Source organism: Bradyrhizobium sp. CCBAU 11386, assembly GCF_028128955.1.
Classification (GTDB): domain Bacteria; phylum Pseudomonadota; class Alphaproteobacteria; order Rhizobiales; family Xanthobacteraceae; genus Bradyrhizobium.
The window spans coordinates 1-10,461 of sequence record NZ_LBKA01000001.1 but is presented as its reverse complement, the minus strand read 5'-3'; the positions used below and the strand labels follow the sequence as shown (position 1 = coordinate 10,461).

The window sequence follows — 10,461 nt, the reverse complement described above, 5'->3', positions numbered from 1 at the left end:
GACGGAACCAAGACATCGCTGCAGTACGACGCCAGCGGCAGCATCCTGAAATCCCGCTCGGTGGTGAATGCGGACGGCTCCTCGGACACCCTCGTCTACACCAACGGCGTCCTCACCGGCGAAACCGTGGTCCACGTCGACAAGAGCAAGGACATCTACTACTCGAACATCACCGGCAAGACCTACGTCGCCGAACACGACGTCTACAATACGGCTGGCGTTCTCACCAGCGCAGTCCGCACCCATGCCGACGGCACGGTCGACTTCACCTACACCCTGGCTGCAGACGGAACCAAGACATCGCTGCAGTACGACGCCAGCGGCAGCATCCTGAAATCCCGCTCGGTGGTGAACGCGGACGGCTCCTCAGACACCCTCGCCTACACCAACGGCGTCCTCACCGGCGAAACCGTGGTCCACGCCGACAAGAGCAAGGACATCTACTACTCCAACATCACCGGCAAGACCTACGTCGCCGAACACGACGTCTACAATACGGCTGGCGTTCTCACCAGCGCAGTGCGCACCCATGCCGACGGGACGGTAGACTACACCTACACCCTGGCTGCAGACGGAACCAAGACATCGCTGCAGTACGACGCCAGCGGCAGCATCCTGAAATCCCGCTCGGTGGTGAACGCGGACGGCTCCTCGGACACCCTCGCCTACACCAACGGCGTCCCGACGAGCGAGACGGTGATCCACGTCGACAAGAGCAAGGACATCTACTACTCCCACATTGCCGGAAAGACCTACGTCGCTGAACATGACGTCTTCAATACAGCCGGCGCTCTCACCAGTGCGGTGCGCACTCACGCGGACGGCACCCTCGACTACACCTATACCCTGTCGGCAGACGGCACCAAGACGGCACTGCAATACGATGCCAGCGGCAGCGTCCTGAATTCACGTTGGGTGATGAGCCCGGATGGGACATCCGATACCTTCGTCTACACCAACGGGCTCCTCACCAACGACACCGTGGTCCACGCCGACAAGACCATGGATATTTATCTCTCCAATATCACCGGCAAGACCTATGTTGCCGAACACGACGCCTATAATGCAGCCGGCGCCCTCACTAGCACGGTGCGCACCCATTCCGACGGCACACTCGACTTCGCCTATGCCGTATCCCCGGATGCAACCAAGACGGCCGACTACTACGATGCTGCGGGTGTTCTCAAATCCGAGGTGCTCGTGAGCTCGAACGGGACCACGGATACGAGAACTTACACGAATCTCAATGGTCAAGCAGTCCTGAACAGCGACGTCACGAAGTACGCGGCCGGATCAACCGACCTCTCGGACACCAAGCTCTATACCGTCATGAATGGCCAGCCGGTCCTTACCAAGGAAACCGTGGTCCATGTGGACAACAGCAAGGACGTCTTCCTGACAAACGTTCCCGGCGCAGCTTATGTTGTCGAGCATGACGTCTACGACGGCACCGGCTTTCTCAAGTCCCAGGACCTGATCGCACTCGATGGGACGCATAGCCTGACCACCTACTCGAGCAGCGCCAATGAGAGTTTTACCAGCACCGGCCAAGAGACGTTTGTATTCAAGTTCGACTTTGGTCACGACACAATCGCCTCTTTCGATCTCAGCAACGACCATATCAGAATGGATACAACCGCGTTCACGAGCGTGGCCGACATGCTTCAGAACCATACAACTGACAGCGCGGCCGGCGCCGTTGTCGATGACGGACAGGGCAACACATTGACGCTTTCGGGCACGAGCAAGGCAGATCTCCTGGCACATCAGGCAGATTTCGAACTTGCCGGGCACCACTTCTTCTCGACGAACAGCCTCTGGAACACGCCGGTCAGTCAGTTGAATGTTCAATACTCGGATCCGAACTCTGTTCAGAACCTGCAATTCAAGGACACGAGTCTCGCGACTACATGGGTACAGTCGGAAAATCTCTTCTTCAACACACCAACGGATGCACCTCATGTGAAGTGGACCTATGACGTCTTAAACCAGGCGACAGTGGGCGGTGGATTTTCATCGCATGGCGCACTCGACCTTGCCACACCAGCAAATCTGATGCCGACACATGGCAGCGACGGCTGGACCGTCTTCACCGACCCGGATGGCATCCACTATTGGGAAACCTGGAAGGCAAGTTACGACTCCGTGAGCCAGACCTGGCACGCAAGCTACCTCGTGGAAGGTGACCTGAACGGCACCGGCTGGGGAACTGCACCGGGCGTCGGGGCCGGTGTCCGTGCGTCAGGCGCATCTCTGCTCGGGGGTCTCATTACGACGGATGAACTGAACAGCCTTTCAATCAACCACGCCATGGCGATCGAGCTGGATCCAACTCAGCTGAAGGCGGGCACAAGCCAACTCGACCAGTTTGTGTTTCCAGCCGTATCGGCGGACGGCAGCAGCGTGACCACGTATAAAGGCACCATCCCGGTTGGAGCTCACTTCGCGTTGCCGAGCGCCCTCGACATCGAGCATGCCGGCTTGACTCCTGAAGGATTGGCGGTCGCCAAAGCCTACCAGCAGTACGGCGGCTATGTCGTCGACGCAGCAGGACATACCGCTTCGATCGCCATGGTTGACGACGCGACCACGCAACAGCTAGCCGATTTGCGCCACGATGCCGGTTGGATCCGCGATCACCTCGTGATGGTGTAATCGCGTATGATCGGGAACGGTTAGAAGATCGTCGATCAGCCCATCGAGCGGCCGATCGACATCTTCGTCCAATCCACCTTTGAATGCTCAACGCTTTTCCGCGAATAAGCCGACAAAAGGGCTGAATTCCGGCGATATAACAAGCGCATCTCCGCGAATAGTCGGTCTTGCGGATTGTTTCCCTTGGTTCCCTCTTCCGGTGTCACAACCATCGGCTATAATGGCGACTAAAGGGAACCAGAGCGGGAGCGTTTGATGGGCGGCCTGAGAAAGTTCGTGCGGTCTATTCCGGTTGTTGGCGACGCTTTAGCGGCTGCCAAAGGACGCTTTGAGAAGGCAAACGCACCGCAATTTCGAAATTCAGCCCAATACTGGGAGGATCGCTATTCATTCGGCGGCAACTCCGGGGCGGGATCATATAATCGGCTCGCCGCATTCAAAGCAGAGATCATCAACCAGTTCGTCAGAGACCACAGCATCAAATCGGTCGTCGAATTCGGTGTCGGCGATGGCGCGCAGCTCGCATTGGCGGACTATCCGTCGTTCATTGGCATCGACGTGTCCCAAACGATCGTCGAAAAGTGTCGCTCGAGATTTGCCAGCGACCCGACCAAGCAGTTCTATGTGAGCGGCCAGCATCCCTCATTGGCTGCTGAGCTAAGCCTGTCGCTCGATGTCATCTACCATCTCGTGGAAGATCTCGTCTTCGAGACGTACATGACCAAGCTTTTCGAAGCGGCGACGCGCCACGTGATTGTCTACGCGAGCGACATGGATCAGAGTTGGCCCAGCAAGCACGTTCACCATCGAAATTTTACCCGCTGGATCGACAGCAACATCGGTGGTTGGCGGCTGCGCGAACGCATTCCGAACCGATACCCCTATGATCCGAACAATCCAGACCACACATCGTTTGCCGACTTTTACATTTTCGAAAGAAGCTAGCCCGCACCATTCTCTAACCGTCTGAGCCGCACGGCGGCTCAAGGGCCTCGAGATGTTGGGGCTCAACCGGCGATGACGGTGTGCCCCAAACGTCCCCGCTCGAGAGGCGTGCAGCCGCCCTGTGGAGTAGCTAATTCAGCTGGCCGAGAAAGCTTCGGCCGGACATGAAAGAAGCCGCGGTCAGAGATGCCGGTCCTCCCGCCCGCCATGGGGACGATTCGCGAAATGGGTGATGGCGTCTTCGATCCGGGCCAGCGGGGCCGTCCAGTGTATGTCTGCGGTGTAGAGCCGACCTAACATCCCGGCTTCGGCCCTTCAAACCTCCATCTATCGTCGCGATTGCCGCCGCCTGGATTAAATGGCCTCATGGCCTAGACAATCCGTCTATGATGTAAATACGCATAAATTATCCGAATCACGCCACCCTGCAAGCATCCCGGGTCCCCTGAGTCCGCTCTATGTTCAAATGGTCAAGCTCGAAGACGCAAAGGCGAAAGCCGAGGCTGCCGGAGGGGATTCGCATTTACGCCATCAGCGACATTCACGGCTGTGCCGATCTGCTTCAGCAGATGTTCACCGTGATCGACAAGGACCTCACGACCATCGGCTCGAGGCGGCCCATCCACGTCTTCCTTGGCGATTACATCGATCGGGGCCCGGACTCCTACCGGACCATCGAACTCTTGATCGAGCGCGGTCGCCGGCACGAATCGGTGTTTCTCAAGGGGAACCACGAAGCCTTTCTGTCGGACGTGCTAAAAGATCCGTCCCAGCTGGAGCAGTGGAAGCAATTCGGCGGCCTTCAGACCCTGGCCTCCTATGGGCTGCGGCCATCGCTCAAATCTGATGCGGCTGAGCAAGCCGAGCTCGTGCATCAGCTTGCAACCAGGGTCCCTCCTCACCAGCACCGATTCTTCGCGAGCCTGCGGCTGCGCTTCGTTTGCGGGGACTTCTTCTTCGTTCATGCCGGCGTCAAGCCCGGCGTGCCACTGGCCCAGCAGCAGGAGCACGACCTGCTCTGGATTCGCGAGGAGTTTCTTCAGAGCGAGGCGCATTTCGGAAAGTATATTGTTCACGGCCATACGCCGGTCCAGGAGCCGGATATCCGCTTCAACCGGATCAACATCGACACCGGCGCCTACGCGACGGGCAATTTGACCTTGTTAACCCTCCAGGGCGATAGTCTGCTCGCACTGTGACGAAGGCTGTTCGCCGATGAATTCTTCCAAGCGCTTCCGTATCGCCCTGATGGCGCTTGCTCTGGTCGTGGGCGGCTATGGTCTCGTCTCCATTGTCGCGGAGCTGACCGCAGCGCCAAGGCCAGCATTTCCTACCGATCCGACCAAGATCGTCGCGCCGGCCGGCGACGTGCCGGGCTGGCTCGACGCCGTCAGGTCGGATCTGGCAAGTAATCACGCCCTGATCGCGGCGCTGCAGGCGATCCAGCACGGCAAGGTGGCAGGCGGCGCGTCCGCCGAAAATGAGCGCGCCCGATTGCGCGTCAGGCAGGCGCTTTCGGCGGCGCCCGACGACGCCGAGTTGTGGCTCGCGCTCGCGCTGCTCGAGACCCAGCACGACCCCGGCGGCCCTACCGCGCTGGGAGCGCTCAAGATGGCGTATTTCCTCGCGCCGGGCGATGCCCGGCTGATGCCGGTGCGGCTTGATATCGCAACCCTTTCCGACGCGCTGATCGATCTTGATCTTGCGGAGCTCGCGCGTGGCGACGTGCGGCTGATCCTCCTGCGTCAGCCCGGATTGAAGACCGCGCTAGTGCGGACCTATCGCCGGGCGTCGAAACAAGGCAAGGCGTTCCTGGAGCAAGCCGTTCAAGCGATTGACCCGGCCTTTGTCGGCGCCTTGCGCAGCTAGGCCCGTTTGTTGGGCACACGCAGCGTTCGCGGGTTACAGATCGAGCGTGCCCGCGTCAGGAGCCAACTTGCCCGTTTCAGCCGGACCGTCTAAGGTTAACGTGGATTGGGGAACACACGTCATGCGATCTCTTCTTGGACTTCTCGCGCTCGCTTCGAGCCTGACCGTCTCCGCTGCACCGTCGTCTTCCGCAGCGGATTACGCCGTCCCGCCGACCGCGGTGCGCCACGCGAGCAGCGTGCCCTATATCGATCGTGGTCCGAATCCCTATTGCGGCCCGCGGTGCGGCTGTCCGATCGTTGTACGCGTCCGGCATCGCTCGTTGGAGCAGGCTTATTCGTATGCGCTTGATCCGCGAACCAGAGATGAGCCGAGCTACTATTACGGGCGTGTCCGGACCTATGCACGGTACGCGCACCCGGCCTTCCCCGAGCACGTTCTGCAATACTGAACTTTCTGCGGAGCCAGCTCTTCATTGGCCTAACCGCCGAGAGGCGCGGCAAGCTAAGGGCCGCGCGTCTAGTTGCTCTCGACCTCGGCCCTGAATTCCGGAAAGCGGCTTAGCACCGCCGCCTTCAAGAACTTGAAATGCGCAATCGAGGAATTGAGTTCCTTGAGCCGGCGCTGGCCGTTCTGGATCTCCTTGTCGAATAGATCCTGGTGGTGCTTGTCCAGCGCCTCGCGCTCGAGGTACTCGTCATCGCCATTGCCGAAGGTCACCGCGGCGCGCGCGAGGACGTCCTCGACGCGCCGGTTCAGACCGGCCTGCTCACGCTCGGCCGCCTGCAGGGCGCTCTCGATCGCGTCCATGATGGCTTCGATGCGGCCGCGGTCGGTTTCCGCGTCCCGCTCGGGCGACCGCGCGCGAAACTCCTGCTCGCCGCGAAACTGGTCTCGCAGGAGATTATAGGTGCGGGCCCGCAAGAACAGTTGAAACATACCTGCATCTTCCGGTTGATGGCGCCGGACCAGAAGATGGGTCCGGCATGGTTAATAAAGATTAAAGCTTTCGGACCGCTCGTCGCGGTTTTGCGCCATCCAGGCCTTCCAGGCGCCTTCGTGCTTGGCGTAGAGGGCCAGCCAGCGCGCTTCGCTATCAGCCGCCCACAGACCATTTGCATCATGCCCAGCCTGCCCGGTCCCCTGAGGAAGGGCGGGTTGGCTGTCCAGCCGCTCGAATTCGAACGTCTCCTCACGAGTCAGGCCGATCAAGACGCGCCGCCCCACCTCATCGACAAAATATCGGCGGGGAGCGTTGTTCCTCAGGCTAGTCATGGCGCGCCCCCTCTTTGGCGATCCAGGGACCGGTCAATGCGTCGAGACGTCGACCATAGGCCCTGACAAAAAGAGCAGCACCCACCAGCGGCACGATCAGAGCAATCAGCCAGATCATCAGCTTAAGCCCCCCTCAAAGCAACACGAACAGCCATCACTTGCCTGCAAAATTCGAGCGCTACCTAGCTGCCGGGTTCCGATCGAACAATGGCCGGTGCGATTTAACCTAAGCAGACATGGTTACTCCGATTGCTCGTGAGCTTCCTGCTGCTTCACCCGTGCTGAGGAGGCGACCAGCCATCAGGCATCCAACGGGACCGGCCTTCCGTCTCTTTCGTGTCGCGATCACGTTCCGTAGGCTGCATTCGAGCCGTCCGCCCTCCGGTTGCAATCCCTCAAAACGCCCGTCGGGTCTGAGCTAGCGGCGCCCCCGTTCGAGGACGGGAGGGACCATAGGGCGCATAAAGCCGGCGCCGCTCTTGGCGTTTGCGAGACCGCCACGCGCGCGTCGCGTAACCAAGGCCGAAACCAGCGAAGAAGATCAAGAGCAGGATCAAGACGGGCGCCATCGCTATCTTTCCATTTGCGGAACGTTTCGATCTCCCCTGACACTCTGTTCTTCATGCCGATCTCATCGTCCAGTTGTGACGACATCATGATGAACATCGCTGAATTTCTTGTCAGGTCCGCGAATCTTTGGGCAGCACTTTGCTCGCGGATTGAACTTCGATCTCATCAACCGAGGAACCAGAGGAACAACTTCACCATCAACAGCGTGATGAAATAGACCCAGCCCGCCATCGCAATCAGCACCACGCTGAAAAATGCGCCTTCGAATGCCCGCTCTCTGATCTTTGTGAGCGGCAACGCCGTTCGAGCTCTCTGCAGCATGACCGTATTCGCATTGTTGTTCGCGCATGACATAGCAGAATGAATTCGACGATCTCGTGACGCAAGTTGTCTCGCGCAAGAAATGCAACGTGATTTGCGGAGATAACGGCAATGCGCTGCGCGCCTGCAATCGGATTTGATTTTCAATCCGATCTGTCGCAGCGGCTTGATTCGATGCGCTCCGATGTTCGCGATCGCATAGCCTTCAAGGCGGAGAAAAAATGTAACGCGCGCAATCAGCGTGGTGCAATCGGGACAAACTCAGCCGCCTCGCCGTCCGGGCCAGACCTTCCGCGGAACAGCAACAGGCCTTTATCCGTCGACACGATGTCTCCGGGTCGGAGTGTGTCGTCGTTGAGCACGCGCTGGGTCGCGATTTTCTCGGGCGGATCGGGCGGGATCGCTGCCCGCAAGGGCGCCATCAGCTTCCAGTCCGATCGCGCCTGATCCGCGCGCTTGCGCGCGTCGGCGATACGGCGCTTCCAATCGTCGCGGGACATCAGGCTGTCCGGCGCGAGCGGGCTCTCGGCCTCAACCGCGTCCGATGCCGTGGGCGCGTCCTGCGCCACGGCCTCATCGCCCGCCAAGCCTTGCCCGCCGCAGCCGAACGCGGTCAGCATGAGCATGATCACGCCACAATGAGCTCGTTTTTGCGTCATCGATCGCGGCCGAGGTCCGGAATATCTCATCAATCTAATCCGTTATCGATTGAGCGTCACCAGGCGGCTGGAACGAGGCCCATCCCCCCGTTCAGCCGGTGCAAATTAAGGCGAATGGACAGGACCGATTTGACCACCGTCCTCCGTGCACATTATTAGTGGCTCGATCCTGATTAATGGCCCGATCCTGATTGACAGTTTTTCTCCTGCCAACCCGCGGAGACGACATGACCAACCGACTGACCATCCTCGTGACCGGGGGCGCCGGTTATATCGGCTCGCACGCATGCCGCGCGCTCGCTGCTGCGGGCTACCAGCCCATTGTCTACGACAATCTCTCTACCGGCCATCGAAGCTTCGTCGCGGGCCCGCTGGTGGTCGGCGACCTCCTGGATGATGCGACACTCGCGCGCGCCTTCGCCGACCACGAGATTTCCGCGGTGATGCATTTCGCAGCCGCGAGCCTGGTTGGCGAGTCCGTCGCTGATCCGCAGAAGTACTACATCAACAACGTGCAGGGCACGCTGGTCGCTGCTGAAGGCCATGCGCAATGCCGGCTGCCATCGCATCGTGTTCTCCTCCACCGGTGCGGTCTACGGCAATGCCGATAGCAAGGCGCTGCCGGAGAGTTTCACCTGCGCACCGATCAACCCCTGCGGCGCATCGAAATGGATGATCGAGCGCATGCTCGCCGACTATCGCGGAGCTTATGGCTTCGGCGCGTTCTGCCTGCGCTATTTCAATGCCAGCGGGGCTGATCCCGCTGGCGGCATCGGCGAGCTGCGCGACAACGAGACGCATCTCATCCCGCGCGCCATGATGGCGCTGCAGGGACATGTCGGCGACTTCGCCGTCTTCGGTAACGACTACGACACACCCGACGGCACCGCGATTCGCGATTATATTCACGTTACCGATCTTGCGGCCGCGCATGTCGCTGCGCTGAAACTGCTGCTCGAAGGACATGCCGGCGGCAGCTTCAATCTCGGCGCTGGCGCAGGCTTCTCGGTGCGGGAGATCCTTTCCGCGATCAAGCAGGAGACCGGGCGCGAAGTACCACACGTGATCAGGCCGCGACGACCGGGCGATCCGACCTACTTGGTGGCCAATCCCTCCGCCGCATACAAAGTTTTGAATTTCGTGCCGTCTCATTCCGATCTGCCCACAATCATTCGTGCCGCCTGGGCTTGGCACCAGAAGGCTCATCCGTTGAAATAGAAAGGACGCGGCGCAGTTGCGATTTGCCGGGCCCCACACGGATCGGCCTCAGCGAAACTCCCGTGGTTATACGGAGCGCTGCGCGCCGATTTCATCCCGGTAAGGTTGAGCGGTTAGCTTAATCCGCGTTGTTTGTTGCGAAGTCTCACCGATCGAATATCCATCTCCGCACCGGGCTTCCCCCAAAGGCCCGGCCCCACCCAAGCAAAGCCGTCGAGCGAACATGGGTCCGCTTGGCGGCTTTGTCTTTGTCGATGCGAGAGGATCATTTCGGTTATGGCGAGGAAGCCCTGGTCGTTCAAGGAAGACCGCCGGCTCATGGAGCTGGCCAAGTCTTCGACGTCGCTGGAAGAGGCGGCGAAACAACTCGGGCGCTCGCCCGACGCAATCAAGCGCATGGCCTTGCGTCTTGGTCTGTCGCTCAAGTCGAAGGCCACCAAGAAGGACTGATAGGCGCGGCCACGAGCGCGCACCCGGTATCCCGATCGACACGCTCGATAAAACCGAGGAAATTACGTCGGTTCGTGGGCGCCGACGGATTGGCGATTACCTTCTACCAATCGCCTTCCTGAGCGTCGCCGGCGTCGCAACGATTACTTGGATCACCGCAATTGGCTGGGCCAGTTGGCGCCTGATCGCTTGGTTATTTTAACGAAGATAGTGACCGCCATGGCAGATTTTGACGGCCTTTCCGACCACTTCATTCTACGGATGTATGAGTTCATCCGTCACGAGGTCCTGTCCGACGCTTCGGCTGGCTCCCATCTCGTTGGCCTCGCGGCAAGACAGCGAGCGGATGGAGTGCTCAAGGAGATCAACCGCCGAGGTCTTCTCTGCAAACCGATCGATTGGCCTGAACACCTCACAACAGGAGCCGACCACTGCCAAGTGGCCATTGCCACCCTGAAGACGACCTCAAGCTGATCGTGCGTGAGGTGTTCCGACCGAC

11 protein-coding genes and 2 pseudogenes are annotated in these 10,461 nt (G+C 59.8%); 8 read left to right on the top strand and 5 right to left on the bottom strand.

What is annotated here, in order from left to right; genetic code table 11:
• From XI09_RS00065 to XI09_RS00045, 5 genes and pseudogenes are all read left to right on the top strand, one after another.
• Positions 1–2,655: pseudogene (locus XI09_RS00065) on the top strand (hypothetical protein); the annotation flags it as partial.
• 255 nt (positions 2,656–2,910) lie between these two features.
• Complete coding sequence (locus XI09_RS00060; RefSeq protein WP_271565126.1) at positions 2,911–3,600, top strand: hypothetical protein; 690 nt, start codon at positions 2,911–2,913, stop codon at positions 3,598–3,600.
• A gap of 458 nt (positions 3,601–4,058) precedes the next feature.
• Positions 4,059–4,799, top strand: a complete 741-nt coding sequence (locus tag XI09_RS00055) for a metallophosphoesterase family protein (RefSeq protein ID WP_271565125.1) — start codon at positions 4,059–4,061, stop codon at positions 4,797–4,799.
• A gap of 16 nt (positions 4,800–4,815) precedes the next feature.
• Entirely contained in the window at positions 4,816–5,469 is a 654-nt protein-coding gene (locus XI09_RS00050; protein ID WP_271565124.1) for a hypothetical protein, read from the top strand.
• A 121-nt stretch (positions 5,470–5,590) separates the two neighbouring features.
• Positions 5,591–5,920: a hypothetical protein gene (locus XI09_RS00045; RefSeq protein WP_271565123.1), complete on the top strand. Its 330-nt coding sequence runs from the start codon at positions 5,591–5,593 to the stop codon at positions 5,918–5,920.
• A 68-nt stretch (positions 5,921–5,988) separates the two neighbouring features.
• Here the strand turns inward: XI09_RS00045 and XI09_RS00040 are convergent, their stop codons facing one another.
• From XI09_RS00040 to XI09_RS00020, 5 genes are all read right to left on the bottom strand, one after another.
• Entirely contained in the window at positions 5,989–6,408 is a 420-nt protein-coding gene (locus XI09_RS00040; RefSeq protein WP_271565122.1) for a hypothetical protein, read from the bottom strand.
• A gap of 51 nt (positions 6,409–6,459) precedes the next feature.
• Entirely contained in the window at positions 6,460–6,744 is a 285-nt protein-coding gene (locus tag XI09_RS00035; protein WP_271565121.1) for a hypothetical protein, read from the bottom strand.
• Positions 6,737–6,862 carry a hypothetical protein gene (locus XI09_RS00030; protein WP_271565120.1) on the bottom strand — a complete coding sequence of 42 codons (126 nt, stop codon included), beginning with the start codon at positions 6,860–6,862 and terminating at the stop codon, positions 6,737–6,739. Before XI09_RS00030 ends, XI09_RS00035 begins: the two co-directional genes overlap by 8 nt.
• A gap of 617 nt (positions 6,863–7,479) precedes the next feature.
• Positions 7,480–7,635 (bottom strand): hypothetical protein, encoded by a 156-nt coding sequence (locus XI09_RS00025; RefSeq protein WP_271565119.1) that lies wholly within the window; start codon positions 7,633–7,635, stop codon positions 7,480–7,482.
• A 236-nt stretch (positions 7,636–7,871) separates the two neighbouring features.
• The gene (locus tag XI09_RS00020; RefSeq protein WP_271565118.1) at positions 7,872–8,267 is read right to left on the bottom strand and encodes a hypothetical protein; all 396 of its coding nucleotides are present in this window, start codon (positions 8,265–8,267) and stop codon (positions 7,872–7,874) included.
• 254 nt (positions 8,268–8,521) lie between these two features.
• Between XI09_RS00020 and galE the strand changes: the two are divergent.
• The 3 genes and pseudogenes from galE to XI09_RS00005 all read left to right on the top strand — a co-directional run bounded on the left by galE (position 8,522) and on the right by XI09_RS00005 (position 10,436).
• Positions 8,522–9,512, top strand: a pseudogene (galE, locus tag XI09_RS00015) (UDP-glucose 4-epimerase GalE).
• A 276-nt stretch (positions 9,513–9,788) separates the two neighbouring features.
• A complete protein-coding gene (locus XI09_RS00010; RefSeq protein ID WP_271565117.1) occupies positions 9,789–9,962 on the top strand; it encodes a hypothetical protein in 174 nt (57 codons plus the stop codon).
• 219 nt (positions 9,963–10,181) lie between these two features.
• Complete coding sequence (locus XI09_RS00005; protein ID WP_271565116.1) at positions 10,182–10,436, top strand: hypothetical protein; 255 nt, start codon at positions 10,182–10,184, stop codon at positions 10,434–10,436.
• Positions 10,437–10,461: the final 25 nt, after the last annotated feature.

What these genes read in the sequence shown, in the direction of transcription:
- XI09_RS00050 (WP_271565124.1), top strand. Translation starts at nt 4,816, where the DNA reads ATGAATTCTTCCAAGCGCTTCCGTATCGCCCTGATGGCGCTTGCTCTG.
- XI09_RS00025 (WP_271565119.1), bottom strand. Translation starts at nt 7,635, where the DNA reads ATGCTGCAGAGAGCTCGAACGGCGTTGCCGCTCACAAAGATCAGAGAG.
- XI09_RS00040 (WP_271565122.1), bottom strand. Translation starts at nt 6,408, where the DNA reads ATGTTTCAACTGTTCTTGCGGGCCCGCACCTATAATCTCCTGCGAGAC.
- XI09_RS00060 (WP_271565126.1), top strand. Translation starts at nt 2,911, where the DNA reads ATGGGCGGCCTGAGAAAGTTCGTGCGGTCTATTCCGGTTGTTGGCGAC.
- XI09_RS00010 (WP_271565117.1), top strand. Translation starts at nt 9,789, where the DNA reads ATGGCGAGGAAGCCCTGGTCGTTCAAGGAAGACCGCCGGCTCATGGAG.
- XI09_RS00045 (WP_271565123.1), top strand. Translation starts at nt 5,591, where the DNA reads ATGCGATCTCTTCTTGGACTTCTCGCGCTCGCTTCGAGCCTGACCGTC.
- XI09_RS00055 (WP_271565125.1), top strand. Translation starts at nt 4,059, where the DNA reads ATGTTCAAATGGTCAAGCTCGAAGACGCAAAGGCGAAAGCCGAGGCTG.
- XI09_RS00005 (WP_271565116.1), top strand. Translation starts at nt 10,182, where the DNA reads ATGGCAGATTTTGACGGCCTTTCCGACCACTTCATTCTACGGATGTAT.
- XI09_RS00035 (WP_271565121.1), bottom strand. Translation starts at nt 6,744, where the DNA reads ATGACTAGCCTGAGGAACAACGCTCCCCGCCGATATTTTGTCGATGAG.
- XI09_RS00030 (WP_271565120.1), bottom strand. Translation starts at nt 6,862, where the DNA reads ATGATCTGGCTGATTGCTCTGATCGTGCCGCTGGTGGGTGCTGCTCTT.